Source organism: Altererythrobacter chaiwopuensis (genome assembly GCF_054957755.1).
This window is the reverse complement of the sequence record NZ_JBTXJG010000002.1, coordinates 344,982-371,340: the sequence shown is the minus strand read 5'-3', so window position 1 is coordinate 371,340 and position 26,359 is coordinate 344,982. Positions and strand designations below refer to the sequence as shown.

General features: G+C 60.2%; 20 protein-coding genes. 5 read left to right on the top strand and 15 right to left on the bottom strand.

Annotated elements, in window-relative coordinates; translation table 11 throughout:
* Nucleotides 1–36: 36 nt before the first annotated feature.
* Nucleotides 37–2,733, top strand: a complete 2,697-nt coding sequence (locus ACX2DJ_RS12335) for a TonB-dependent receptor domain-containing protein (RefSeq protein WP_462573089.1) — start codon at nucleotides 37–39, stop codon at nucleotides 2,731–2,733.
* Between the two features lie 102 nt (nucleotides 2,734–2,835).
* Here ACX2DJ_RS12335 and ACX2DJ_RS12330 read toward each other — a convergent pair whose 3' ends face one another.
* The 4 genes from ACX2DJ_RS12330 to ACX2DJ_RS12315 form a co-directional block, all read right to left on the bottom strand.
* Entirely contained in the window at nucleotides 2,836–3,540 is a 705-nt protein-coding gene (locus tag ACX2DJ_RS12330; RefSeq protein WP_462572993.1) for a response regulator transcription factor, read from the bottom strand.
* 84 nt (nucleotides 3,541–3,624) lie between these two features.
* Nucleotides 3,625–4,650 (bottom strand): aldo/keto reductase, encoded by a 1,026-nt coding sequence (locus tag ACX2DJ_RS12325; protein ID WP_462572992.1) that lies wholly within the window; start codon nucleotides 4,648–4,650, stop codon nucleotides 3,625–3,627.
* Between the two features lie 17 nt (nucleotides 4,651–4,667).
* Complete coding sequence (locus ACX2DJ_RS12320) at nucleotides 4,668–5,405, bottom strand: SDR family NAD(P)-dependent oxidoreductase (RefSeq protein ID WP_462572990.1); 738 nt, start codon at nucleotides 5,403–5,405, stop codon at nucleotides 4,668–4,670.
* Nucleotides 5,406–5,417: 12 nt separating this feature from the next.
* A complete protein-coding gene (locus ACX2DJ_RS12315; RefSeq protein WP_462572988.1) occupies nucleotides 5,418–6,560 on the bottom strand; it encodes an acyl-CoA dehydrogenase family protein in 1,143 nt (380 codons plus the stop codon).
* A 195-nt stretch (nucleotides 6,561–6,755) separates the two neighbouring features.
* Here ACX2DJ_RS12315 and ACX2DJ_RS12310 point away from each other — a divergent pair, with 195 nt between their 5' ends.
* Nucleotides 6,756–6,992 carry a hypothetical protein gene (locus ACX2DJ_RS12310; protein WP_462572987.1) on the top strand — a complete coding sequence of 79 codons (237 nt, stop codon included), beginning with the start codon at nucleotides 6,756–6,758 and terminating at the stop codon, nucleotides 6,990–6,992.
* A 36-nt stretch (nucleotides 6,993–7,028) separates the two neighbouring features.
* On the opposite strand, the gene ACX2DJ_RS12305 is transcribed toward ACX2DJ_RS12310, so the two are convergent.
* Entirely contained in the window at nucleotides 7,029–7,328 is a 300-nt protein-coding gene (locus tag ACX2DJ_RS12305) for a YciI family protein (protein ID WP_462572985.1), read from the bottom strand.
* Nucleotides 7,328–8,083, bottom strand: coding sequence for an enoyl-CoA hydratase/isomerase family protein (locus tag ACX2DJ_RS12300; protein ID WP_462572983.1), 756 nt, complete (start codon nucleotides 8,081–8,083; stop codon nucleotides 7,328–7,330). Before ACX2DJ_RS12300 ends, ACX2DJ_RS12305 begins: the two co-directional genes overlap by 1 nt.
* 356 nt (nucleotides 8,084–8,439) lie before the next feature.
* On the opposite strand from ACX2DJ_RS12300, the gene putA reads away from it, so the two are divergent.
* Nucleotides 8,440–12,003 carry a bifunctional proline dehydrogenase/L-glutamate gamma-semialdehyde dehydrogenase PutA gene (gene putA / locus ACX2DJ_RS12295; RefSeq protein WP_462573088.1) on the top strand — a complete coding sequence of 1,188 codons (3,564 nt, stop codon included), beginning with the start codon at nucleotides 8,440–8,442 and terminating at the stop codon, nucleotides 12,001–12,003.
* 122 nt (nucleotides 12,004–12,125) lie between these two features.
* Here putA and ACX2DJ_RS12290 read toward each other — a convergent pair whose 3' ends face one another.
* The gene (locus ACX2DJ_RS12290) at nucleotides 12,126–14,384 is read right to left on the bottom strand and encodes a TonB-dependent receptor (RefSeq protein WP_462572981.1); all 2,259 of its coding nucleotides are present in this window, start codon (nucleotides 14,382–14,384) and stop codon (nucleotides 12,126–12,128) included.
* A 198-nt stretch (nucleotides 14,385–14,582) separates the two neighbouring features.
* Here ACX2DJ_RS12290 and ACX2DJ_RS12285 point away from each other — a divergent pair, with 198 nt between their 5' ends.
* On the top strand, nucleotides 14,583–15,626 hold the full coding sequence (locus ACX2DJ_RS12285; RefSeq protein ID WP_462572979.1) for a LacI family DNA-binding transcriptional regulator: 1,044 nt from the start codon (nucleotides 14,583–14,585) through the stop codon (nucleotides 15,624–15,626).
* A gap of 54 nt (nucleotides 15,627–15,680) precedes the next feature.
* Here the strand turns inward: ACX2DJ_RS12285 and ACX2DJ_RS12280 are convergent, their stop codons facing one another.
* Nucleotides 15,681–16,880, bottom strand: a complete 1,200-nt coding sequence (locus ACX2DJ_RS12280) for an MFS transporter (protein ID WP_462572977.1) — start codon at nucleotides 16,878–16,880, stop codon at nucleotides 15,681–15,683.
* 266 nt (nucleotides 16,881–17,146) lie between these two features.
* Between ACX2DJ_RS12280 and ACX2DJ_RS12275 the strand changes: the two genes are divergently transcribed.
* On the top strand, nucleotides 17,147–18,730 hold the full coding sequence (locus ACX2DJ_RS12275; RefSeq protein ID WP_462572976.1) for an alpha-amylase family glycosyl hydrolase: 1,584 nt from the start codon (nucleotides 17,147–17,149) through the stop codon (nucleotides 18,728–18,730).
* A gap of 44 nt (nucleotides 18,731–18,774) precedes the next feature.
* Here ACX2DJ_RS12275 and ACX2DJ_RS12270 read toward each other — a convergent pair whose 3' ends face one another.
* From ACX2DJ_RS12270 to ACX2DJ_RS12240, 7 genes are all read right to left on the bottom strand, one after another.
* On the bottom strand, nucleotides 18,775–18,912 hold the full coding sequence (locus tag ACX2DJ_RS12270) for a universal stress protein (protein WP_462572974.1): 138 nt from the start codon (nucleotides 18,910–18,912) through the stop codon (nucleotides 18,775–18,777).
* A 332-nt stretch (nucleotides 18,913–19,244) separates the two neighbouring features.
* Nucleotides 19,245–19,586, bottom strand: coding sequence for a cupredoxin domain-containing protein (locus ACX2DJ_RS12265; RefSeq protein ID WP_462572972.1), 342 nt, complete (start codon nucleotides 19,584–19,586; stop codon nucleotides 19,245–19,247).
* On the bottom strand, nucleotides 19,583–20,131 hold the full coding sequence (locus tag ACX2DJ_RS12260) for a DUF4142 domain-containing protein (RefSeq protein WP_462572971.1): 549 nt from the start codon (nucleotides 20,129–20,131) through the stop codon (nucleotides 19,583–19,585). The genes ACX2DJ_RS12265 and ACX2DJ_RS12260 overlap by 4 nt, the downstream gene beginning before the upstream one ends.
* A 59-nt stretch (nucleotides 20,132–20,190) precedes the next feature.
* Nucleotides 20,191–20,949, bottom strand: a complete 759-nt coding sequence (locus ACX2DJ_RS12255; protein ID WP_462572969.1) for an RNA polymerase sigma factor — start codon at nucleotides 20,947–20,949, stop codon at nucleotides 20,191–20,193.
* Between the two features lie 9 nt (nucleotides 20,950–20,958).
* Nucleotides 20,959–21,606 carry a GTP cyclohydrolase I FolE gene (folE, locus tag ACX2DJ_RS12250; protein WP_462572967.1) on the bottom strand — a complete coding sequence of 216 codons (648 nt, stop codon included), beginning with the start codon at nucleotides 21,604–21,606 and terminating at the stop codon, nucleotides 20,959–20,961.
* 490 nt (nucleotides 21,607–22,096) lie between these two features.
* Nucleotides 22,097–25,318, bottom strand: coding sequence for a M1 family aminopeptidase (locus ACX2DJ_RS12245; protein WP_462572965.1), 3,222 nt, complete (start codon nucleotides 25,316–25,318; stop codon nucleotides 22,097–22,099).
* The gene (locus tag ACX2DJ_RS12240) at nucleotides 25,312–26,181 is read right to left on the bottom strand and encodes an ABC transporter ATP-binding protein (RefSeq protein WP_462572963.1); all 870 of its coding nucleotides are present in this window, start codon (nucleotides 26,179–26,181) and stop codon (nucleotides 25,312–25,314) included. The genes ACX2DJ_RS12245 and ACX2DJ_RS12240 overlap by 7 nt, the downstream gene beginning before the upstream one ends.
* Nucleotides 26,182–26,359 lie beyond the last annotated feature (178 nt).

Below are 26,359 nucleotides of genomic sequence, written 5' to 3'. Positions count from 1 at the left end.
AATTCAGGACCTTAAAACATGAAGGGGTCTTCCACCATGTCGACCGTCAAGCGCTTGGCAGGGCTGTTGCTGCTAACTTCTTCGCTAACCTTTCCGGCACTTGCAGCGGCGCAGGAATCAACGCTGCCGGAAGAACCGGCCGATGCCGAAGAAACTGCGGCTCAAGCTTCCCCGCAGGACGAACAATATGTCGAGCCCGATGTCTCGGTTCCCGGCGGCGGGATCATCGTCACCGGGCGGCGCAACCGCGACCCTGCCCGATCCTCGACCCAGGTTCTCAATGTGCTGTCCGAAGCCGACATCGCGCGAACCGGTGAAGGCGACATCGCTGGCGCGCTGGGCCGCGTGACCGGCCTTTCGCTTGTCGGCGACGGGCGCGTGTTCGTGCGCGGCCTGGGAGATCGCTATTCGCTGGCACTGCTCAACGGGCTGCCATTGCCGAGCCCCGAACCGCTCAGCCGCGTGGTCCCGCTAGACATCTTCCCGACCAGCGTGATCGCATCCTCGCTGGTGCAAAAGACCTATTCGGTAAATTATCCGGGCGAATTCGGCGGCGGAGTGATCAATCTCACCACGCGCGCGATTCCAGAGGAGAGCTTCCTCAAACTGAGCGTCAGCGCCAGTGGCGACAGCGAAACGACCTTCCAGAATGGCTTGCAATATTTCGGCTCCTCTACCGACTGGACCGGGTTCGATAACGGCAATCGGGACATCCCCGCCAACCTTCAGGCCTTCTTCGACAGCGGCGAACGCCTTGCTGATACCTCGATCGAGATACAGGAAGGCATAGCGGGTCAATTGTTCCCGGCGAACCTTGTCACAGTGCAGAAGAATAACACGCTACCGGCGAATTTTTCGGCCTCGATCACCGGCGGTTCTTCATTCGAAGTGGGTGACGGCGACTATCTTGGCGTGATCGCGACCGCGAGCATCAAGAACAGCTGGCGCAACCGCTCGGTCCGCTCCCAGGCGGCCAATACCGATCTGACGGTGATCACCGACGATTTCACCAATTTCATCACCGACAACAACATACTGGTGAACGGCCTGCTTGGTTTCGGGCTGGACATTGGCGAACATACGATCCGCTGGACCAATCTCTACATTCGCGACACGCTGAAGACCGCGCGGCTCGAACAGGGTACCAGCTTCCAGCTGGGCGAGACGGGCTTTGACTTCGTGAACCAGAATACGGCATGGTTCGAGCGTCAGTTGATCGACACGCAGCTGGTGGGCGAATTCAAGTTCGGCGATCTGCAACTGGACCTGCGCGGCGGCTATGCACGGACTGATCGGGAAGCGCCGTTCAATGCGCTGTTTTCCTATACCCGCACCAATGTGGCTGACAGCCCCTTTGGCGACCAGTTCGTGGCCTATTTCAACCGCCTGTCAGACAGCGGGTTGACGCGGATCGCCTTTGACGACCTGCAGGAAGAGCTCATCTATAGTGGCATCGACGTCAGCTATCCGCTGACTGACAATCTCGAAACCTCGTTTGGCTACGCCTATACGGATGTGGATCGCTATTCCATCCGGCGCGAATTCGCCCCCAGAGTCGAAGGGGATTTGCTGGACGAAAGCCTGATTCCGGCAATTGGCCTGCGCCGGCCCGGAGACATATTCAACGGATCGACACTGGCCGGTTTTACCGTGCGGCTTGATGAAACAAGCGATTTCCCGGCCTTTGACGCTGGGCTGCGCATCCATGCCGGCTATGGCCTGGTACGCTTCCTGCCGAGCAACACACTGACAGTGGAGCTTGGCGTTCGCTACGAAGATGCCGTGCAGACCGTGGCGCTGGACCAGTCGATTTTCAACACACCGATTGTCGGCGCCACACCGACCAACAATCGTGAGGATTACTTCCTCCCCGCCGGAACGATAACCTGGGAAGCGATGGACGATCTGCAGCTGCGCCTTTCGGCTTCGCAGACGATTGCCCGGCCGCAGTTCCGCGAACTGGTTGAGCAGCTCTATTTCGACCCTGAATCGAACCGCGCGCTGCGCGGCAACCCGTTCCTGGTCGACAGCGAACTGCTGAATTTCGAAGCGCGCGGGGAATATTATCTCGGCGGCGGTGACCGGGTCAGCCTGGCCGGTTTCTGGAAGAAGATCGATAATCCGATCGAAGCTTTCATCACTTCTTCAGGTGGCGGGCGCCTGCTTACCAGCTTTGCCAATGCACCCGAAGCCACGCTTTATGGCGGCGAGGTTGAACTGCAATACGGGATCGACCTGATTGACCTTGGCGGCTTGTTCGAAACCAAGCAGCTGTTGCTCATTGCCAACTATACCTACACCAAATCGGATATCTCGGTGGTTGATGGCGACATCACCTTGCTCCCTCCCAATGGGGCAACTCCGGCCTCGCAATTGTTCGACGATGGCGATGCGCTAACCGGCCAGTCAGACCATGTTGCCAACTTCCAGGTCGGGATCGAAGACACCGAAAAGACGCAGCAGGCCACCTTGCTGTTCAACTATGCCAGCAAGCGAGTGACTAGCCGTGGTTTCCAGCGCCCTGACGTGCTCGAGAATCCGGGCCTGACCGTCGATTTCGTTTCGCGGGCGGAAATCGGCGCGTTCGGGCAGCCATTCGAGCTTTCGTTCGAAGTGCGCAACATCTTCGGGCGCGACAATTTCGAATTCCAGAGGAATGACACCAACCGCATCGAGATCAACAGCTACGATGTCGGAACGAGTTTCTCGATCGGAATCTCGACGCAATTCTGACCTTTCCTCCCGAGGTCAGAAGGGCCGCTTCGCTGCTGCGAGGCGGCCCTTTAAATTTGCGCAAGGCAGATGTTTCGGCCCGCCAGCCAATTGCACCAGCGCTTAATATGTGTCGAACACATATCCCAGCGCGTGAACCGTGCGCAGCGGATTGCCCGCTCCTGCCGCCTTGAGCCCGCGCCGCAATCGTCCGACCCAGACATCGACTGTACGTTCGTCAATCGGCGGTTCGCGCTTGCCCAGCCCCGCAATCAATTCCTGCCGAGACAGCACCCGGTCGGGGTTCTCGGCAAAATAGCGCAGCAGGCGGAATTCGTTGGGGCTCAATTCAATCGGTTCACCTGCCCACCTCGCCTGATGGCCAAGCGTGTCGATGGTAAGCTGGCCAAGCCCGATCAGCGGCACCACGCGGCGCGCAGCAAGCGCAGTGGTTTCCCCAACCACGTCATGCGCCTTGAGCGCCAATACCCGATCAAGCATCATTTTGCGGTCGATCGGGCCGACCATATAATCATCGGCCCCGGCACGCAGGGCCCGGCGCCGGTCGTCAGGATCATCCTCTTCCAGCACCATGGTAATATGCGCATCGGCAGTGCGGGGATCGGCGCGCAGACGGCGGCACATTTCAAGTCCGGCAAGGTCTTCCATCACCCAGTCGACAAAGGCCCAGACCGGCCCTTCGATCAGGCTGCGCGGACCCTCCGGGCCGACCCGGTCGAATTTGAGATGGAATGCATCATGCACGAAATCGTCAAGCGTTTCGCCCAATTCGCTAGTCAGCAAAATATTGATGACACCCACAGCCATTCACCCTGTTTCCAGCGATGGAATGGCGCATGCGTGTGACGCGTTCGTGACGGACTGGTGCGTTTTCGCTTACGCTGGCCGCGATCAATCCTGGCGCAGTGTAACATGCTCCATCGGCGGCATGGGCAAGCCCAGCCCGTTCGGCCACTTGGGCCGATAGGGCGCTTCGAGCGCGGCGATCTCTTCCGGCGTCAACCCGATTTCGAGGGCGGCCAGCGCAGCATCGATATGCTGCGGCTTGGTCGCCCCGATGATCGGCGCCGTTACCGCCGGCTTGGTAAAATGCCACGCCAGCGCAACGCTGGCGCGCGCCGCACCGCGCGCATCGGCGACCTTGCCGATCACATCGATCACCTCGCGATCGGCCGCATCCCCTTCCTTGTAGAGCACCTTGCCAACGCCATCAGTCTGGCTGCGCACGGTTTCCTCGTCATTGGCGCGGGCCAGCCGCCCGCGCGCCAGCGGGCTCCACGGGATCACACCTACCCCTTCTGCCTCGCACAGCGGCAACATCTCGCGTTCTTCTTCCCGATAGAGCAGGTTGAGCTGGTTCTGCATCGAGATGAAACGTGTCCAGCCATTGGCGCGCGCCGCCTCCTGCGCTTTGGCAAACTGCCACGCATACATGGAGGAGGCCCCGATATAGCGCGCCTTGCCCGCTTTCACGATGTCATGCAGCGCTTCCATCGTCTCTTCAATTGGTGTCGCATCATCCCAGCGATGGATCTGGAGCAGGTCGACATAGTCCATCCCAAGCCGCCGCAGGCTGTCATCGATCGCCTGCATCAGGGCCTTGCGCGAATTGCCGCCGGCATTGGGCGCGTTGCGCCACGGGAAATAGGCCTTGGTCGCGACCACGATTTCGTCGCGCAGCGCCATTTCATTCAGCAGCCGGCCGGTAATCTCTTCAGACGTGCCGCCCGAATAGCCATTGGCGGTATCGAAGAAATTGATCCCGCTCTCCAGCGCCTTGCGGAAGAAGGGACGGCTCTGATTCTCGTCGAGCAGCCAGTCCCCGTGCCACCCCTTGGTCGTATCGCCATAGCTCATGCAACCGAGGCACAGCCGCGAAACCTTGAGCCCGGAATTGCCGAGGCGTGAGAATTTCACCTTCTATCTCCTTAATTTTACAATGAAAGGCCGCCATCAACGATCAGCGACTGCCCCGTAATATAGCTCGCAAGCGGCGATGCCAGAAACAATGCCGCCCCGGCCATGTCCTGCGGCGTTCCCATCCGCGCGAGCGGGATGCGCGCAATTGCACCTTCGCGGCGCTTGTCGTTCTCGGTCGTGATCCTGGTCATCTTGGTCGGCACGAAGCCCGGAGCGATACCGTTAACCCGGATGCCCTCGCGCGCCCAGGCCTGTGCCAGCGAGCCGACCAGGCTGGCGGCACCGGCCTTGCTCGCACCATAGGCCGGGTTGCCGATCATGGCGTGGAACGCCCCGGTCGAGCTGACGATGATGATCGAGCCTTGGCGCTGTGCCAGGCCGTGATGGAAAGCCCGCGCGCAGTCCATCACCGAATTGAGATTGACGTCGATCACCGCGTCCCAGCCTTCGCGCTCGAATTCTTCGCGCCCATATCGCACCGCGCCCTGGCACAGCACCAGCACGTCCACCGCGCCAAGCTGTGACGCCAGTCTGGCGGCGGCATCGCGGTCGGTCACGTCCAGCTTGTGGTAGGTCAGCCCGGTGAAATCGCTGTCTTCAGCTTCGAGATAGTCGCCTTCATCAGGACGCCTGCCGGTTACATGCACCTCAGCTCCCCGCTCGCGGAAGCCGTGAGCGATGCCATTGCCAATCCCGCCCGATCCGCCGACCACAAGGACGCGCCGCTGCGAAAAATCGAGTGGATTGGTCATGCTTTTCTCCCTTCAGATCGAACGGCTGATCACTTCCTTCATGATCTCGTTGGTGCCGCCGAAGATGCGCGTCACGCGCGCATCGCGCCACAGCCGTGCGATGGCATATTCATTCATGTAGCCCGCACCGCCATGCAGCTGCAGTGCCGCGTCGCAAGCCTCCCACTGCAGGTCGGTGTGCCACAGCTTGGCCGCGCTCGCTTCATCGGTGGTGAGCTCACCCTTGAGATGCCGAGAGATCGCCCAGTCGAGATGCGCCCAGCCCACCTGCAGCTTGGCCTTGAGATCGGCCAGAGTGAACTTGGTGTTCTGGAATTCGAACACGGTCTTGCCAAACGCCTTGCGATCCTTGGTGAACTTCACCGCTTCATCGAAAGCGCGCTGCGCCCCCGCCTGCGCCGCCACCGCAATGCCCAGCCGTTCCTGCGGCAGTTCCTCCATCAAATGGACGAAGCCCCGCCCTTCGCCGCCCAGTATGTTCGTCTTGGGAACGCGGCAATCGTTGAAGAACAGTTCGGATGTGTCGGCGGAATGCTGGCCGATCTTGTCGAGATTGCGGCCACGCTCGAAGCCCGGCGTATCGGCATCGACCAGCACCAGCGTGGTGCCCTTGGCCCCCTGGCTGGGATCGGTCTTGGCAACCACGATCACGCAATCGGCGTTCTGGCCATTGGTGATGTAAGTCTTGGAGCCATTGATCACCAGGTGATTGCCATCTTCCACTGCGGTGGTTCTAATACCCTGCAGGTCCGAACCCGCGCCCGGTTCGGTCATGGCGATGGCGGTGATGATGTCGCCCGATACCATGCCGGGGAGATACTTCTGCCGTTGTTCCTCGGTGCCCAGCCGCTGGAAATAATTGGCGGTGATATCGTTCTGGAGCGTGAAGCCGGCAGATGAACCGAGATAGGACAGTTCCTCGCACAGCACGCAGTTGAAGCCGAAATCGAGCCCCAGCCCGCCATTCTCTTCGCTGACCGTGGGGCAAAGCAGTCCTGCCTCGCCCATTGCCTTCCAGGTCTCGCGCGGGACGATTCCCTTTTCCTCATGCTCATCGAGATAGGGAGTGAGGTGCTGGGCAAAGACCTTGCGAACCGTGTCACGAAAGGCCTCGTGGTCCTCATTGTAGGCGGTGCGCTTGCTGGTATCGAGCATTGATCTGGCTTTCTTAGGCTCAGGATTGGAACTTGTGGCCGCTGTTCACGGCAGTCAGGCCGAACTGTGCCATGCCAGCACAGACGCGACAACAAAACTTGGCTAATATGACAGCATTGACCGATATTGGCGTTGGGGCGCAAGCACGCTATTCACTGCGGCACAACCAGGGTCGCACAATCTGGGAGGTGGTCAATGGATCCACTCGATTCCGGCGCGCTGGTAGGCTGGAAGATCAATGATCTGGGACAGCGCATGGTGCTGCGACTGCAAACCATGCACCGGACGGAACAAGAAGATAAACAGCTGCGCGAACGTGCGGTGCTGCTGGATCGCAACCAGGCAGTCCTGTTGGCGAATTACCTCTACGAAGTGACCGGCCAATCCAGGCCGAAACGGCGTGGTCTCCTGCAGATGCTGTTTGGCAATTGACCGTATCCTGGCGGTCGGCCGCGTCGGCGTTCCGCGCTATTGCCCGCTACCGCCAGCCCAATCACCGAACAACGGCTGGAATTCGTCCGCGCGAATCGATTGCCACACCCCAACCGAGAAATAGGGGATGGCTTCAAGCCTGGAGCGGGCTTCGGCTTCATCCCTGGCCTTGATGATCAGCAGCGAACCGACAATCTTGTCGCCCTTGGCCAGCGGGCCGGCGACCGCGAAATGCTCGCCATGCTCTTCGAAGTGCTTGAGCAAGGCGTCATGGCTATGCTCGCGAAAAATCTCGCCGTGCTCGCCGTCGCGGCAGTAAAAGGCGAATAGCTTCATCAGCTGAATTCCGGTTTGCGTTTCTCTGCAAAGGCTGCGGCGCCTTCAGCGAAATCCTGCCGCGTGAAGGCAGCGCCAAAGATCCCCAGAGTTTCTGCATCATCCTGCGCCTGCCCATCGAGCACGCGGCGCACGAAGCGCTTGTTTTCGACGGCAGAGTGCGTGGAAGTGGCAAGAATCTGCTCTATCAATGCGTCTGAACTGTCCGCCAGGATTTCGACAAGTCCGATACGTTGGGCCTCCTGCGCGTTCAGAAGCTCTGCGGTAAACAGAATGCGTTTGGCCTGGCCGGGCCCGACCAGATCGGTCAGCAGCTTCACATCATGCAGCGGATAGACCAGCCCAAGCTTGCCCGGCGTGATGCCGAAGCGCGCTCGGCCCGTGGCAACGCGAATGTCGCACGCCAGCGCCAATCCGCAGCCGCCGCCAATGCAATCCCCATCGATAAAGGCAATGGTAGGCAAACTGACGCGCGCAAGTTCGTGTTGCACACGGTTGATTTCCGCCTGGTTGGCCTCGCGCCAGGCCATATCATCCTTGTGCGCGAGCATTTCCTTGATGTCGGCCCCGGCACAAAAGGCGCCCGTCCCCTCCGCTGAGCGCAGCTCCAGCACCCGGATCGCGGAATCGCTTTCAGCGTCGGCAATAAGGCCGGGCAATGCCTCCCACATCGCCATGTTGATCGCATTGCGCGCCTCAGGCCTGTCGATCAGCAGCCGGGCAACGGTCCCCGATTTTTCCAGCCTCAGGTTCATTGCGTACCTTTCTAACTCGCCTTGTCCCGGCTCGCCGCGCCTTCGCCGAATCTCGGGTCGCAAGCTTATCTGCTGCGAGTGGGATAGCAAAACGATTGCAGTGCGCCATAATAATGACGGTCCGGGCGGTGCTTGATAGCCATTCCAGAACGATTGCATCCGACATTGTAGCGGGCATTCGCGGTCATGGCCGCGGCATCGATAGCCCGCCACCGCAGGACTGGACGCTGGCCTTGACATTGCGCTGTCTCATCCGCACCTCGGGCAAAGTTGCCGCGCAATTCAGCCAGAGGGACAGCCAATTTCCCCGGCCTGGAAAAATTGCCCCCACCCACACCGGATTCGCCGTGGACCAGTTGACTCACTCCTCCCCCTTCACCCGCTTTGCCCCGCCGATCAGCGCCCCCACGCCGTTGCGGCGCGCGATTACTGCAGCCTATCGCCTGCCCGAGCCTGAGGCGGTTCTGCCACTGATCGAGGCTGCACGGGTATCGGCTCAGGACAATGCGGCCATCGCTGCGATCACGCGCGAATTGATCACGCGTTTGCGCCGCAAGGGGCAGCGCGGCGGGGTCGAGGGGTTGGTCAAGGAATACTCGCTGTCGACGCAGGAAGGCGTCGCGCTGATGTGCCTTGCCGAAGCGCTGCTGCGCGTGCCCGACAAGGCCACCCGCGATGCGCTGATCCGTGACAAGATCGCGCATGGCAATTGGCGCGCGCACCTGGGCGATGGGCGCTCGATCTTCGTCAATGCCGCCACCTGGGGCCTGGTGGTTTCGGGCCGGCTGGTTTCGCCGGTGCGCGAGCGCGGACTTGCCGCCTCGCTCTCCGGCCTGATCAAGCGCGCGGGCGAGCCGGTGATACGCAGCGGCGTGAACATGGCGATGGAGATGATGGGCGAACAGTTCGTCACCGGCGAGACCATCTCCGAGGCCTTGCGGCGCGCGCGCAAGCAAGAGGAACTGGGCTTTGCCTACAGCTATGACATGCTGGGCGAAGCGGCGATGACGATGCGCGATGCAGAGCGCTATTACGCCGATTACGAGCGCGCGATCCATGCCATCGGCAAGGCGGCGAAGGGCCGCGGGGTTTACGCAGGCCCCGGCATTTCGATCAAGCTGTCCGCGCTTCACCCGCGCTATGTCCGCGCGCAGGCCGATCGCGTGATGGGCGAGCTGCTGCCCAGGGTGCGCGAACTGGCGCTGATGGCGAAGCAATATGACATCGGGTTCAATATCGATGCCGAAGAAGCCGACCGGCTCGAACTGTCGCTCGACATTCTCGAAGCGCTGGCGCTCGATCCCGAGCTCGCGGGCTGGGACGGCCTGGGCTTCGTGGTGCAGGCCTATGGCAAGCGCTGCCCCTTCGTGATCGACTGGATTATCGATCTTGCCCGGCGATCGGGGCACCGCATCATGGTGCGGCTGGTCAAGGGTGCCTATTGGGACAGCGAGATCAAGCGCGCGCAGGTCGACGGCCTGCCCGATTTCCCGGTCTTTACCCGCAAGGTCCACACCGATGTCAGCTATCTCGCCTGCGCCCGCAAGCTGCTGGCCGCACGCGAGCACGTGTTCCCGCAGTTCGCGACCCACAACGCCCAGTCGCTGGCCACGATCTATCACCTGGCAGGCGAGGATTTCAGCACCGGCGATTACGAGTTCCAGTGCCTGCACGGTATGGGCGAAGCGCTGTACGAGGAAGTGGTGGGCAAGAAGAAGCTCGATCGCCCGTGCCGGATCTATGCCCCGGTCGGCACGCATGAGACGCTGCTGGCCTATCTGGTGCGCCGCCTGCTCGAGAACGGGGCCAACTCCTCTTTCGTCAACCGTATCTGGGACGAGCAGGTGTCGCTAGATGAACTCTCGGTCGATCCGGTGACAGAGGCCGAAGCGATCGATCCTGTCGGCTCGCTCCATCCGATGATCAGGCTGCCGTGCGAGCTCTATCCCGATCGCGTCAACTCACGCGGGCTCGACCTGACCGATGAGATGGTGCTGGCACGCTTTTCGGAGACCCTGCGCGAAAGTGCGGGCAGAATGTGGCGCGCTGCGCCGCTCATCCCAGGCCTGCAGGCGACCCGCAAGGCCGAAGCCGTGCTGAACCCGGCCGCTCACCGCGATGTGGTGGGCCAGGTCGAGAATGCGCTTGCCCGCGATGCGCAGCTCGCCGCGCGCAACGCGGCCGCGGCCTTCCCCGCCTGGGCGGCAACGCCGGTTGATGCCCGCGCTGCCTGCCTGGAGAAGGCCGCTGACCTGCTCGACGCGCGGATGGAGGAACTGCTGGGCCTGATCATGCGCGAGGCGGGCAAGTCTGCCTCCAATGCCATTGCCGAAGTGCGCGAGGCAGTCGACTTCCTGCGTTACTACGCCAATGAGGCGCGCGCCGGGCTGCAGGGCGCCGAGGCGGTGGGGCCGATGGTCTGCATCAGCCCGTGGAACTTCCCGCTGGCAATCTTCACCGGGCAGGTCGCCGCCGCGCTGGCGGCTGGCAACACCGTACTCGCCAAGCCGGCCGAGGAAACCCCGCTGATCGCCGCGCAGGCGGCGGCGATATTGCACGAGGCCGGGATCCCGCCGGGCGTGCTGCAGCTGGTGACGGGCGCGGGCGAGATCGGTGCCGCGCTGGTATCGGCCCCCGAGACCTGCGGGGTGATCTTCACCGGTTCGACCGAAGTGGCCAAGCTGATCCAGCGCCAACTGGCCACCCGCACCCTGCGCGGTGGCGCGCCCATTCCGCTGATCGCTGAAACCGGCGGACAGAACGCGATGGTGGTCGATAGCTCTGCCCTGCCCGAACAGGTGGTGCGCGACGTCATCGCCAGCGCCTTCGACAGCGCCGGCCAGCGCTGCTCAGCGCTGCGGATCCTGTGCGTGCAGGAAGACATAGCCGACGAGCTGATGGAGATGCTGCGCGGCGCGCTGAAAGAGCTGCGGGTCGGCCCGACCGACGCATTGCGGGTCGATGTCGGCCCGGTGATCAGCGCCGAAGCGCAGGGCAACATCACCGCTCACATCGAAGCCATGCGCAAGGCCGGGCACCGGATCGAGCAGCTGGAGCTCGATCAGGCAGCTTACCAAGGCACCTTCGTTGCCCCCACGATGATCGAGATCGACGATATAGGCCAGCTGGAGCGCGAGGTGTTCGGGCCGGTGCTGCATGTGCTGCGCTATGCGCGCAAAGATCTGCCCGAAGTGATGCGGCAGATCAACGCCACCGGCTACGGCCTCACCTTCGGGCTGCACAGCCGGATCGACGATTCGATCGAAGAGATCATCTCGCACGCCGATGCTGGCAATATCTACATCAACCGCAACGTCATCGGCGCGATCGTGGGCGTCCAGCCCTTCGGCGGGCGCGGCCTGTCCGGCACCGGCCCCAAGGCTGGCGGGCCGCTTTATCTGGGCCGGTTGGTCAAGGATGCGGAGCCCAGTTCGGCGATCCTGCGCGACGAACAGGGCGCACCGATGCTGGGCCACATGACCGGGCTGCCCGGCCCGGTGGGCGAACGCAATCTCTACAGCGTCAAGCCGCGCGGGCGGGTGCTGCTGTTGCCGCAAACCAGCGAGGGGCTGTACGCCCAGCTGAAAGCGGTCGCGGCCAGCGGCAATAGCGCCGCGCTGCCCGATGACGCGCAGACGCGCCAACTGCACGGCGATCTGCCCGTGGAGGTGATCGAGGACACCATCTGGGTCGCCGACTGGACTGCCGAGCCGCCCTTTGCACATGTGCTGGTCGAGGATGCGGGGCAGGACATCCGACCCACCCTCGCCGCCATTGCCGCCAAAGACGGGCCGATCCCGATCGTCCAGCTAGGCGGGGAAACCCGCGCCTACCGCACCGACTGGATGTTCGAGGAAGTCGCCATCTCGGTCGACACCACCGCAGCAGGCGGCAACGCCAGCCTCATGGCAGTGGTGTGACCCGGCCAATCCGGCAAACCGCCACAAATTCGTTTCACCAACAGAAAACTGGCGGGCCAAGGATTTTTCCCTGACCCGCCAGCCTCAGCAATGCGACCCTGCAAGAGCTGAGTTCAACCGCTTCAGAAGTTGTATCCGACCGTGAACTTGACCGAACGCCCAAGGATCGGGCGACCATTCGGTGCCGTCGGATTGCGCGGATCGCCTTCGGTGATGCCATGCGAATTGTTCAGATTATCCGCATGGACCTGGCCATAAAGGCCCGATTCATGGCGAACCAGAACGCCCAGATCAAGCTTCTGATAACTCGGCAAATCGACGGTATTGGCATTGTCGCCAAACCGCTTCCCGGCATGGGTCAGGCTGCCATAGAGCGTGCCAGATAGCGTTCCGAGATCGAAATCATAGCTTGGCGAAAAGCGGGCCTGGAATTCGGGCTGACGCTGAACCTGATTGCCGATGTCCGCCGTGATGGTCGATCGCGTGATATCCGCATCCTGATAGGTGAGCGTGCCGGCAAGGCCGAAACCGCCAAACCGCAAGGTCGATTCGACTTCCACCCCATAGGCTTCTGCGGTGAAGAACGAAGCGGGGACACTACCGCCAACCGTGTTCGAGAACTGGTCAGTCTTGGTGTAGAAACCGGTAACGAACAAGCCAACGGTGCCATTGTTGAATTTGGCGCCGGTTTCGGCCTGTTTGATGCTTTGAACAGCAGTCGAACCATCGCGAATCTGGTCAAAATCAGGGAACCGATAACCGTCTGAATAACGGCCATATACCATCAGATCAGGCGTAAGATCATAGCTGAGCGCTGCGGTCCAGGCGATTTCATCATCCGATTCCGAAAAGGTAAGATCCCGTACGCCGTCAGGAAAGCCCGGCCCGGTGTCGAGCACGAAATTGATGTCGATGTTCTCGAAACGAACACCGCCATCCAGTTTGAGCCCTTCGACCAGCTCGAAGGTTCCACCGGCATAGAAGGCCAGAATATCGGCATCGCCGGCATCGGCCAGGCCGAAGTTGAACCCGCCATTGCCGCCAGCTGTGGCAATATCTCCGGGAGTGACATTCGCCAGCGTATCGCCATTGGGCGCATTGTGAACGGCAATCGGGTTGCCGATCGACCACCAGTCATCCGAACTGAACGAGGAGGTATAGACACCAAGGGTGAGTTCGTGCTGATCACGATCACCGAGCAATTGCGTGAGGCTGAGATCGTTCGAGAACGATTCGATGTCCTTGAGCACAACCCAGTGACCATAGGTCTGCACGAAGTCATCGGATGCCAGTGTCACACCGCCAGTGGTTTCCACAGGGCCGCCGATCACGCTTTCAACCGCGCCCACGGTTACCGCGGAACCTGCCGGGACGAACCCGAAAGTATCCGCGTTGCCGTTGACGTAATTGAAGTTGTCACGCAGCGTCAGGCCGTCGGCAATTTCAAACTCGGCATTGGCGCCGACCACATAGCCGTCCCAGCCGCGACCGTCGGCGAAGTCGAAGGTTTCGGTTGTGCCGCTGGGGTCGACCTGCAGTGTGCGAAGCCGCGTGGCATTGCCCAATTGCGAGAACTCGCCAAGGTCGAGATTCGGGTTGGCCAGGTTGAACGGCAGATACCATTGACCGTGATCATCGGTGTACCGCCCGTAGAGGTTCAACTTGCCGTTATCAAAGTGCTTGGTAAGCTGAACGGTCAGCTGCTGCCCCTCTTCAGAGGTGAACTGAGCGTCGCGCACACCATCGGAACGGCGGACGTAGCCACCCACCATGTAATAAAAGTCATTGCCCAGCGGCCCGCTGAGCACCGTATCGAAGCGTGTTCCGCCAAAATCGGTAATCGACGCTTCCACCGCACCTTCGGTTACATCGGTGCCTTCCTTGAGCCGGAAGTTGATTGTCGCACCCGGCTCACCGCGCGCAAACACCGCATTGGGGCCGCCGCGCAGCACTTCGACGTTGCTGACCGTCAGGTCAGGCCGGAACAGGGTGCTGGTTTCGAAGAACGAAAGCGTATTTGTGCCGAACAAGGGCGAACCGTTGACGGAGAATGTCACGAACGGAGCATCACCGCCCGAAGGAATGCCGCGGACCATGATGTTCGCGCCAGCAACGCCGCCGGAGCTCTCAGACCAGATGCCGGGAACGCCCTTGAGCAGATCGGCCGAGCTTTTCGGGCTCAGGATTGCCAGGTCTTCCTGATTGAAGGTCGTGACAGAGAAGCTCGCGTCGAGCTTGTTGATGCCCTTACCGCCGGCCGTACCGATAATAATGATTTCGTTGCCAGCTGTATCAGCGCTCTCACCGCCGGCAGCATCCGTGCTTTGCGCATATGCCGAAACCGGCAATGCTGTGATGGCCAAGGTGGCTGCGCCAGCCATCAGGTTGATAATTTTTATGCGACGGCTCTTCACGATACACTCTCCCTTGAAGACAACCCTTATTGGGAACTGGCGTCCTGTAACCAATTGTGAAATGCATTTCAAGCATCAGTTGCACTTATTCCACATTGTGGCATGGAGTGCCATGTTGCATCGGGGGAGGAGCGCAGCATTGAGCGAACCCGGGGGAATGATTGAATGACCAGTGAAAAAAGCCCGCCAACGCGACACGGAAGGTCGCGCGCAATGGGGGTCAGCATGGCGGACATTGCCCGGCTGGCCAATGTGTCCAAGCCCACCGTGTCGCGCGTGCTCTCTGGCAGCCCGCTGGTAACCGAGAAAACGCGCGAGCATGTGCTCAGGATCGCGCGCGAACATGGCTATGCCGTCAATCGCAATGCACAAAAACTCCGCCAGACCCGCACTGACACGATCGCAGTTGTGCTCGATTTCGGCTCGTTCCGCGGTGGCCGCATTGCCGATCCGTTCATTTTCGAATTGCTCGCCGGGGTAGCCGAAGCCCTTTCGGTCCGAAATCTTGACTTGCTCCTGGCCCCACCTTCTTCAGGGGACGCACGCGACTATCTGGACCAGATCAACGCAAGGGTGGTGGACGGTTTCGTTTTCCTGGGCCAGGGCGAACGCGATCCCTTGTTGCGTAAACTGGCAAAAACCAAGGTTCCCTTCGTGGTTTGGGGCGCGGTTGACCCGTCTGAACCCTATTGCGCGGTGGGCAGTGACAATTTTCTGGGAGGGCAACTGGCGGGCCGTTATTTCCTCCGTTCAAATCGCAAGCGCTGGCTTTATGTCGGCAATGACAATCATATCGAATTTCGCATGCGACATGCCGGACTTGAATCGGCGGCGCACGAATCCGGCGCTGAAGTCACCATCGATACGCTGCCGGTGCCGGCTATGTCCTATTCCGCCACATTTGACGCGGTGAAATCCTATATCGGCCGGAATCCGGCCCCCGATGCGATTTTCTGCTTTTCCGACACTGCCGCAATGGCAGCAATCTCGGGATTGCGCGAAGCAGGCCTGAACTCTCCTGGAGATTATTCGCTGGTCGGTTACAACAACATTCCGCCCGCAGCGGACTTCACACCCGCAATCACCACGGTCGAGCAGGAGACCCACCTCGCGGGCGCCATCCTGGTCGAAAAGCTTATGCAACTCGTCGAAGGCGGCAGGGCCAATTCAACGTTATTGCCGACCCGGCTGATAGAGCGGGAAACCTGAAACTGCCAATCAGCCCGAGCTAGCCCTTTGGCAAAGTGCCCATGCCGTCAACCGTCAAGCCTGGGCCAGCCGGCGAAGCCAGACAGTGGCCGCAGCCAACAGGATGATCGGAAGCAGCAGGCTGTAGAGCACATCGGCACTGGGAATGGCGGAAAACAGCTCCGCGACCATGCGCGAGCCAGCGGTGCCGCCCAATGCCGAAAAGACCACGATCAACCCGATCAACCCCGCCTGCTTGGCCGGGGGGATGGTGGAAAGCACAACCGAATTAAGCGTTGGGTAGATGGGAGCCATGAAAAAGCCGATCGCCGGCAAAACGAATGTCACGAATGGAACATCGCCCCAGTTCGTCACCTGCCTGCCATCGACGGCGGCAGCCATGCTTGGAACCACTCCCAGAATCAGCGCCATTCCAATGAAGCACCCCATCAGAAGCGGAAACCATCCAACCCGCGTAACAACCAGTCCTGCACAGAAACGCCCGGCTGCTATCGCCAGCGCGAAGGCCGAAGCCGCCTGCACGGCAATCTGGCCATCAAGCCCAAGCATCTGATGATTGATAGTGGGAAGCCAGGTTCCCAGGCCCTGCTCGATGAATACGTAGAGAAACACACCGACTACGAAAATCTGCGTTATTCGCAAGACGACCAGTGCGATCATCTCGCGAAATGCAACCGACGCCGGTTTGCCTTCTGCTTCTTCTGCAAGCCGGCTCTCATCGATCTGCATCACAGCGACAAGCAGACCGGCCACAAGGCACAACGCTGCCAGCAACCAATAGGTATCGAGCCAGGATGACGAAGCGGCATCGGTCGGATCAATGAAGTATGCAAAGATCCACGCGCTGGCGACAACAGCGGTCATGAAGACCGCCTCGATAATACCAAGCAAGCGGGCGTGGGTGGCCGTGCTGTCGCTAAGCAGCCCGACCGCCGAATAGACCGACACCTTCATCAGGGCGAAACCGAAACCGGTGCAAAAGAACATCGCCTGCGTTGCCCAGAACACGTCTGCAAGCGGAACCAGCACGCAACCCGCCCCGGCTATCGCCAAGGCGGCAAGCATCGATCGCTTGAGCCCGAAGCGAGGCAATTGCGCCGCGATAATGAATGATACGACCGCAATGGTCAGGTCCTTGAATGCCTCAAGCGTTGACGCTGTAACATTATCGACCCGAAAATAGACGATCGACTGAAGAATGACCGTTCCCACGCTATTGAGCAGGATCGCGAACACTCCGTAGGCTGCACTCAAGATGGCCGCCGTCGCAAAAAGTCCTGTCATCCGGCTTTTCACCGATGCGCCAGCTGGATCAACAGCGCTTGCGTCAGACGTCATCGAGCTTGCTCCCCCCTCAATTAGCCCGGACCAGCGGTTGCTCCGCCCATCATTCGTCCAAGGTCACTTGCAAAAGCCCTATCATATCATTTATGAAATGCATATCATAAGAATTGCATCGCTGGCTTTGCAACGGTTTGCAACGACATGCCATCCAACAATCCCCGGAGGACCGAGCAAAAATGACCGAATGGTGGCGTGGCGGAGTAATCTATCAAGTTTATCCCCGCAGCTTTTGCGATTCCGACAATGACGGCGTGGGCGACCTGCCCGGCGTGTTATCGCGCATGGATTACCTCGCGCAACTGGGCGTTGACGGAGTCTGGCTTTCGCCGTTCTTCGAATCGCCGATGCGTGATTTCGGGTATGACATCTCCGATTATCGCAAGGTCGATCCCATCTTCGGCACGCTTGCCGATTTCGACAATGTTCTTGAGGGGGCGCATGCGCGCGGCCTGAAACTGGTGATCGACCAGGTTTACTCGCATACTTCCGACCAGCACGAATGGTTCAAGGAAAGTCGCCGCTCGCGCGATAATTCCAAATCCGATTGGTACGTCTGGGCCGATGCCAGGCCCGACGGGGGGCCACCGAACAACTGGATCTCGCTGTTCGGAGGGCAGGCCTGGTCATGGGACTCGCGGCGTAAGCAGTATTACATGCACAATTTCCTGTCCGAACAACCCGATTTGAACTTTCACAACGCCGAAGTGCGCGCGGAGATACTCGATGCCGCGCGATTCTGGCTTGAGCGGGGGGTCGACGGTTTCCGCCTTGATGTCGCCAATTTCTATTACTGCGATCCGCAATTGCGCGACAATCCGCCCAAATCGCCGGACGGCGGGTTCGCCCGCCCCTATTGGCATCAACGGCATCTCCATGACCGGTCACAACCCGAAAATCTCGAATTCATGGGCGAACTGCGGCGCGTGGTCGACAGCTATGGCGAATTGATGACCGTGGCGGAGATCGGCAGCGATTCCTATATCGACCGCTCGATCGAATATACCGAACCTGGCAGGCTCCACACAGCGTATAACTTCCTGCTGCTCGAAAATGGACCGCTGACGACGGGACTCATCAGGAATGCGCTGGAAAGCTGGACCAGCGAAACGTCCTGGCCAAGCTGGTCGTTTTCCAATCACGATGTCGTGCGCGCCCGTACCCGTTGGGGCGGCGAGGCAGCCGGTGATGAGTTTGCGAATCTGCTGATGGGAATCCTGATGTGCCTGCGGGGCACAATATTCCTCTATCAGGGTGACGAACTTGGCTTGCCGCAGGCAGATGTGCCGTTCGAAAGGCTGCAGGACCCGGAAGGAATCCGGTTCTGGCCTGACAGCCTTGGGCGCGATGGCTGCCGCACTCCGATTCCCTGGGCCAAGGATCAGCCCAATGCCGGATTCAGCACCGTCGAGCCATGGCTGCCGGTGGATCCCCTGCATCATGACTATGCCGTGGATGTTCAGGAATCCGATCCGGCTTCCACCCTGGCGCTGACCCGCAAATTCATCGCCTTTCGCAAGGCCCACCCGGCCTTGCGGCTTGGCAGCAGCCGGTTCCTTGATGCGCCCGAGCCGATCCTGGCGTTTGAGCGCGGCGAGGCAGAAGGTGATGGCCCGCTGCTGTGCCTGTTCAATCTCGGCGACAAGGAGGTTGAATATCAACTTCCCTGTCCGGCCGAGAAACTGGATTATGGCCTGCCCGGAACTGTTGAAGGAAGCAAGGCTGTGCTGCCCCCTTGGGGCGGGCTTGTGCTGGCGATCTGAACGGCGGCGCAGTCCATCGCGGAAACGGGCTGGATCGATCGGCGCTATCGCACCATCAGCACCGGAACCTTCACCGTGCGCACCATCTCGGTCGTCGTGCTGCCCACGATCATGCGGCGGATCGGCGAGTGGCCATAGGCGCCCATCAGCAGCAAGGCGTGATCGGTTGAGGCGACATACACTCCCAGGCTACACCGTCGCTAGCGGCGTAATTTTCGGACGTTTTGAATTGCCCCCGCCTGTGCCCCGTAAGCACTCCTCCAAGCAGACGAATTGCTTCGCAAACCGCGCGACGGCTCGTGGGCAATCTAAGTCTTCGGCTTGTTGTTGCACTTCGCAGTAGCCTTGCGACAATACCGCCACTCACAGTTTTCTCATCAGAAGCTGGTACCGAACCAGGGACAACACGAACCCCAAAAATTCCCCTCTGCGACGTGGAGTATCGCAGAGGGGAACCCCGCAGATTGGCTGCCGTGCAGGCAAATCCATCTGCGGGTAACAGAAAGGACCTCCTTCAGGGGGCAGCAGAAAGGACGCCTTTCATGGCCGGGTGAAAGCGGCAGAAAAATTCATGTTGCCCTTTTTTCAGAATCTTCATTTCACGGATGCTGTTACCCGGTATTGTGACATCAAAACTCCGGTCACGCGCAGTGGCCGTGTGCGGAACGGCATCACGATTGACCCACCTGATCGTATCACCAACCTTCAGGTTCGCAGGCACACTCGCGAACTTCATCTTCTCGATCGAAATCACATGTACCCTGCGCGATTGGGAATTCGTCGCGAGTAGCGTGGAAGAACCAATTACCAAGGCCGCCCAGGCGAGCACTCCGACAAATCCGCGCCCCGCTGTCATTGAAGTTCTCTCGCGAGGTCCTCGGCATGTTGTTGATGAGCGCTGAACAAGGCAAGACCTTGCTCAAGGAGATCCTTGAGTTCGGGATGCTGCGCAGCCGGAATAAGCGTGCTCCGCAGGGCTTCGTTGACTGCCGCATGAAACCCGACTTCCCTGTCGATATATGCGCGGTCAAACGCCTTGCCCGAGAGCTTGGCGATGCGTGCTCGCACAGCATCAGCCTCGTCAGTCAGGTTCTGGCTGACGGGGTTCGCCTGAGGCGTGACGCCCAGTTTTTTGACCAGCGCCAGGGCCAGATCGTTCACGGCCTTGTGATCACGCAGCATGGTGGCGGCAAAGGCGCGCACGTCTTTATCGGTCGATCGCTCTAGCGCCTGCTGTGCAGCCACGACGTCCAGTTGTCCGGCGGTATAGGCTATGTGCGCAATCTCGGCGTCGCCAATGCTGGTCTCTTGAGTGCTGGCGGCGCTGCTTGCATTATCGTTTGATGCTGCTGCGAGCGAACTGGACGCAATAGCCATCCCCAAGAACATTACCCTGAGCATTTCAATCTCCTCGTTAAGCTACCGCATCAGGCGGTCACTTCATTGGATGGGATTGACGCTCAAAGGTTCCCCGGCGACCATGCAGGGGTTGGATTTTTCCTTTTTGCCTGGGATTTTCGGGATACTGAGCCGCATATTTCGGCAACTACCGCGCTCGTCATTCTGTCGCAGTCCGGCCCTGCGAACGGGAATGTTCCCTGCAACACGTCGCGAACTTCCGGTGCAAGCATTTCCTGAAGTCTCAACCGGGCCCTGTGAAGGCGGGTTTTGACCGTTCCCTCGACCACTCCCAATGCATCGGCAGTATCCTTGACGCTTAGTCCTTCAACCTCTCGCAGGATGAAGACCAGCCTGAATTCCTGGGGCAAGGCTGCAATCGCCCGTTCCAGAATTCCCCTGATCTGTAGGCGCGCGACCTGCTCTCCGTTGCTGGCTCGGTCAAGTGATCCTTGCATGAGTTCTTCCCGATACAGATCCAATACGGCCACTTCATTTGTCTCCAGCATCTGGCGTTGCCGTTCGCGCGCTCTCTTTGCACCAAGCGCCTCGTTTATGACGATCCTGGTCAGCCAGGTCGAAAGAGCCGAGCGGCCTTGGAACTTGTCGAGCGAAGAGAACGCACGAAGATACGCACTTTGCACAGCGTCTTCCGCTTCTGTCCGGTTACGGAGAATCCCCCACGCAACCCTGAAAAGCCTCTGGTTATTTCGCGTCGTAATGGTGCGCACGGCCTGCGGATCACGATCAGCAGCCAGCGCTGCAAGCTCGAGATCATTGATGTTGTGATAATCAATCGCGCGATTGGGCTTGCCGGTCACGGTCATTTCCTATGCAGCAGTCAGCGAGCCAAGCAGCTCGGCTCGTAGGCGAGTGTCCAATTTGAAATCACCCAGCCAGCATTGCGTTTTCATTGTTACCCCATGCTGGTTGACACCTCTAGTGGACATGCAGGCGTGACTAGCCTCGATGACCACTGCCACTCCCCGCGGCTGAAGCGCGGCCTCAATTGCCCCCGCGATCTGCTGCGTAAGCCTTTCCTGGAGCTGTAGCCGCCTTGCAAATGCATCGACCAGTCGCGACAGTTTTGAGATACCGACTACGCGCCGATGCGGACGATAGGCCACATGTGCTCTGCCGATTATGGGTGCCAGGTGATGCTCGCAAGTGGACACTAGGGGAATATCCTGCAGCAGCACTGTCTCTTCGTATTCGCTGGTTTCACTGAACGTCTTGCGAAGCAGGTCGCCTGGGTCGATCGAGTAACCCGCAAACCACTCCGAATATGCCCGTTCAACTCTTGCGGGCGTCTCCTTCAGACCTTCGCGGTCAGGATCGTCTCCGGCGGCGATGATCAATGCGCGAATGGCGTCCTGCAGGGGTGAATAGCCGCTCGAATAAGCCTCGATGCCATGACGCGAATCTTTCTCGTGAAGGGAAGCCGTAAAAGTCTGGTCAGCCAGCGATGTCGTTTTCAATGTTTGCCTCCAAGCAATCGTGCAAACATTGGATGGTATTAGTTCGGCAAGGTTCCCGGCTTTGACAATTTATCCTGGGTTCTCCGAATGACGGGCTTCAAATCAAGATCAAGCTCCACGCCGTAGCCGTGCTTTAATGCTGTGACAGGCCTTGCTCAATCCACAAGGAACGTCGGCTGTTCTACCTCAACCACGCTACTAGCACTCCTCCAGAGAGGCGGGTTCTTTCAACTACATGCAATCAGATGCCATAAAGTAAGCTCCAAACAGCCCCAGCAGCTACGGTCGCAAGCCCGCAATTTCTGAAAAGCCTGGTAGCCGAGGAGGTGGGCGCCCCCCGACACGCGGATTATGACTCCGCAGGAAAGCGTCGCACACGCATCCGGATGGCGAGACAAACGGGCTGGCAATCGCCTTTCGCGTAATGCCCAATTTGCCTGCTCTTGGTCAGGGAACGGATCCGACGGCACCGGAAAAGGACCTGAGAATGTCACCGCGCAAGAAACTGTGGGCCATTCAGGTCGCAACCGGACTTTGCCAAGGTAACCGGAATAGGCGCACGATCGAGTAAGAGTGCCCGGATGGTTTCTTCTGCCATGGGATTGGCTGCTTCGATGAGGGCATCGACGAAATCGACCGATCGCACCGGCCTGCCAGCCGTCTCGCCTTGGCTGATAATTGTCCGGAGCGCCTTGAGTATGGATTCGTCGCCAATCTGTTGTCGAAGGCAGGCAAACACCAGCGTCGCGCGCGAATACATGTCTTCGATCTCTTCGGCATCGATTAGCGGCGCAACGGGTGTAGCGAGATCCAGCCTCGCCCCGCGATACCGATCCCATTCGTAAGCGACGAGCGCCTGCATGGCAGCGCCCCCCTCATGCCGCTCGAGAATCACGAGTTCGGCGTATTTGGTGAGCGATTCAACCAGAAATCCGTGTTCTTCGGGAATGCCATGTCCGATCATGTGACCGAACCATTGGTGCGCGGTCTCATGCGCCGCGCGGCGATAGGCCTGGCTAAACCCCGCATCGGCCGTTGGATGCGCGCGAATTGCCAGTCTATGTGACAGCAGAACTGTCTGCGGCAAGGCATAGCCGCTCAGCCCCGCCTCCGGCACCGCGACCAGGCGCAAGGTGCGCGACTGATAGGGCGCGACTTCGCTACCGAGCCAGTCCAGCGTGTCACGCATGGCACGCAGATTGGGATCATCGGCAGAGAGTCGCTGCGGGGCATGCACTTCCAGCGCAATCGGGCCTGCCATCCATGTCTGTGGCTGCCAGGGGACCGAATAGAAAGCGGGAAGGTTCCGCATTGCGCCCTCGCTGCGATAGAGGAAGTGATTGCGTCCTTTCGCCCGCCAGCTGCTCACCAGCTCTCCCGGGGCGATCGCGTGATTTTCCTTTTCGGTGGTGATCAGGGTCTCGATATTCGCTAGGTCCGCTGACAGTCGCGCGGGCTGTGGAGGCAAGAGGCTGGGCGGCGTCAACTGCCGCTCGGGCAGCCCTTGCGCGCGGCGCAGATCAGGGTCACGCAAGGTGAATTCCCGCTCGAAACCGATCACGGGCAACAATGCATGCGCAGGCAGACTGCTGAATGTAGGACGCAGCACAAGCGGCATCGACGCCGTCACAAGCCCGGATTGCCTGAACGAGGCCGCCATGCTCAGTTCGCGTGTCTCGCCCGGTTGCATCGCCCTTTGAAAGCGGAAGATATCCTGCCCCAATCGTGCATCGGCTTGCACCAACGCTGCGTCCCCCATGTGGACATCGCCATTCCAGGGGATCTGGTTGCGGCCCACCAGCACCTGTTCGATCGGCACTTTCGTGCGGTTGACCAGCGTCATCGACGCGCGCAGTTGCGCGCTGCGCAAGGACGGATGAAAATCGACCTGGACACGCACTGCCGCGACATCAGGCTGGGCCACCGCATCCCATTGCGCATAGTTCCGCTCATAATCAGCGCGCTGTGCAATTCGCTCGTCTGGGCTGACCAGCAAGCCTTCATCGGCAAGTGCCACATGGATCAGGCGCCCTTGAATGGCACTGCCGACAACCAGGGCCAGGACCAGCGCAATGGCTGGATGCCGCAGAGCACTACGCCAATACATTTGACGAAATGCCATGCCCCGATGGTTTAACACCATCCCCAGCAGGACTAGCGCCAGGCAAACCGCAGACCAGAAGACGAGGTATGGCGCGTAGCCCGCAATGCTACCTTCGAAGCCCCAGTAATGGTCCGGCGCGGCCAACGGGGATGCAAGGGGCTGCCAGAGCGGGTGATGGAAACCGAGTGACGGCGCGAGGCTGGAGAAACCCAAAATGACCAGCAGGAGGTTGACCAAGTTGGCTGCAAATCGCAGCCGAATGAGCGCGTGAACTGCCGCAAACAGCATGCCAAAGAGCAGCAGTTGCGGAAGCGCGAGCCCCAGCTGGAGCATATATTCCCGCAGCTCGATCGGACTTCCCGCTGTCAGCTGCGCCGCCGCCACCGCCAACCCGGCAAGTGCGAGGAAAAATACCGCTACAATCCACAAGGCGAGGATTTGGACACAAACCATCAGCCATGAACGATAGGGCGTCGCCGCAACCAGCTCATGCATCCGAACAGCGCCATACATCCGGCAAACCCGGTCTGCCGCGTAGAGCAGCAAGAGGGCTGCTGCAATCGGCACAATGTCCCACATCACACGGTTGAGAGCGTCGCGACTGTCCGGATCGACCTGCGCCAATGGTTCTGCATAGTCCAGCCCGCTATAGACTTCAGGGCCAAGCAGCAGGAGCCACCCCCCGACCATCAAGGGGAAGGCCCTATCACGCATGACATGGCGCAGGTGAAGGCCGGCGTGCCTTGCCCAGCCAGGTAGCCTGCTGACCACATCGGGCAGAAGTGACTGGTCTGGATTTTCAATCTTGCCGGCCTTCTCTTCTCGCCGGCTGCGGGCAGGCAAGTCGATAATCCCGCGCAGCATCCACAGGCACACCGCAAGCCATGCAATCCGGCCAAGCGCGATGTTCGCAGCGCGCGATTGCAGCATACCGTTCTCGGGCATAGGGTTCACCAGCGCGGTGATCGCGTAAGGGTCAAAGATGATCAGAGCCTGGCGCAATGGTTCCCATGCGACATAGCTTCCGCCAATCAGCGGTGTGCCTGTCAGCATTGCGAGCGCGATATAGGCTACCCAACCAAAGCCGGCGGCGAAATAGAGGATGCCGGGGTGCCCCGTTGCGCAGCTCAACCGCGCAAGCAGGCAAGACCAGATCAGGCAGGCTGGAGCATGGATCACGAGCAACCAGCCCAGCGACTGCAGCGCTAGCCCTGGCACGGCAGCGGGATCGGCAGATGCCAGCGTGGCCAGCATGGCAAGCTGCGCCAGCGCGCAGGCCGCAACAAGCAAGATCAGGCAGCTACCCAGCCGCACCCCCAGCCAGTGCCTGACAGTCATAGGATAGCTGCCGACGATCTCGCTCATGTCATGTTCGACCTCGCGGAGAAACACCGTCGGCCCGAGTGCTGCGGCAAGGAATGGCAGGATGAAGGCCGGGATGAACAGGTTGACCCGCAGAAGCGCCTCAGCTGGCGTGCTGCCGGAGGGAGCCGGACTGCCCCCGGCCATGACCGCGCTCATTATTACAGCACCGGCCAGTGCCAGCCATACCAACGGTTGGCGGCTCAGGAACCGCCATTCATTGCCCAGCTGTAGCCGGCCTAACACGCTCCAACCTCGCATCCGCGCAATTCAAGGAAATAGCGGTCTTCAAGATTCGGCCGGACCGCCTCGAAACCTGCAGCTGGACAGGTGCGGCTGAAGTAGCGGTAAATTTGAACGCCTTGGCGATAGGCCGAGTTGAGCAGGACCGCGCCGCTTTGCGCACTCGGCTCGGCCGATCCCTGCCAGACGCAGCCCTCGAGTTCCTTCACCAACTGCTCCGTGCCACCACGAGCCCTGATGCCCCCGCCGACTATGATCGCGACTTCGGGGCAGAGCTGCTCGGCATCGTCGACGATATGGGTCGAAAGCAGCACGATCCTGTCGTCACTTAGCTGGCTCAAGAGGTTGTAAAGCCGCAGCCGCTCCTCCGGATCGAGCCCGGCAGTCGGCTCGTCGAGTATCAGCAGCGCTGGATCGCCCAGCAGCGCCTGCGCGATGCCAAAACGCTGGCGCATACCGCCCGAAAAGGTGCTTACTGGCCGCCGCGCGTGCTGTGTGAGATTGGTAAGTTCGAGCAGCCGATCCACCTCGGATTGGGTCTCGATTGAATCTGGCAAACCTTTCAGCACGGCCATGTGGCGCAGCAACGCGCGACAGCCGATGTAGGGGTATGCGCCAAAGGATTGCGGCAGGTAGCCAAGGCGTTTCCGCAGCGCGAATGGATCATCAAGCACGCTCACGCCATCGAAATGGATGCTCCCCTGATCGGGCAATTGAAGCCCGGCGAGCGTGCGCATCAGAGTGCTCTTGCCTGCTCCGTTGGGGCCCAACAGGCCGAACATACCGGCAGCGATGTCGAGTTCGAGCCCATCGAGTGCACGAACCGCGCCGCGATAGGTCTTTGAGAGATTGCGGATTGCCAGCATGGTGCCTCCAATTGCAGGAGCACTGGCCTTGCGGGCGACCGGCCAACTCGCAATTGCCGAATGACCAAGTGGACGCTGGTAGTGACAAACGACCCGTCATTGACCAGAATCGGTTCACACGGCCGCTCATCATCGTTTTTGCGCCGTTCGTCATTCACGAATGAATTTGATTCGAAGG